Consider the following 218-nt stretch of genomic DNA (forward strand, 5'->3'; position numbering starts at 1 on the left):
CGCAGCAACGACGAAGAACACGATGTGGGCGAGGCCGACCGAGTCCTTGGCCAGACGACGCTCCGGCGATGATGGTGCGGGCATGCTTGCTTCCAGTGTCATGGAGAACCCCTCTTTGCTTGTCTGTTGCGAAGAAGGTAAGCGCGGCGATCTGGCCCCGAAATTGCAGTTTATGCCAATGAATCGATAATTCGCGCCACGAAGGTCACCGGAGACGC

At 58.3% G+C, this 218-nt stretch carries 1 pseudogene; it reads right to left on the reverse strand.

Annotated features, from left to right (window positions below):
- A pseudogene (locus AF337_RS46335) lies at positions 1–180 on the reverse strand (amino acid permease); the annotation flags it as partial.
- Positions 181–218 lie beyond the last annotated feature (38 nt).

Origin of the sequence: Rhizobium ecuadorense (genome assembly GCF_001187535.1) — a bacterium.
In the GTDB taxonomy this organism is placed as follows: Bacteria; Pseudomonadota; Alphaproteobacteria; order Rhizobiales; family Rhizobiaceae; genus Rhizobium; species Rhizobium ecuadorense.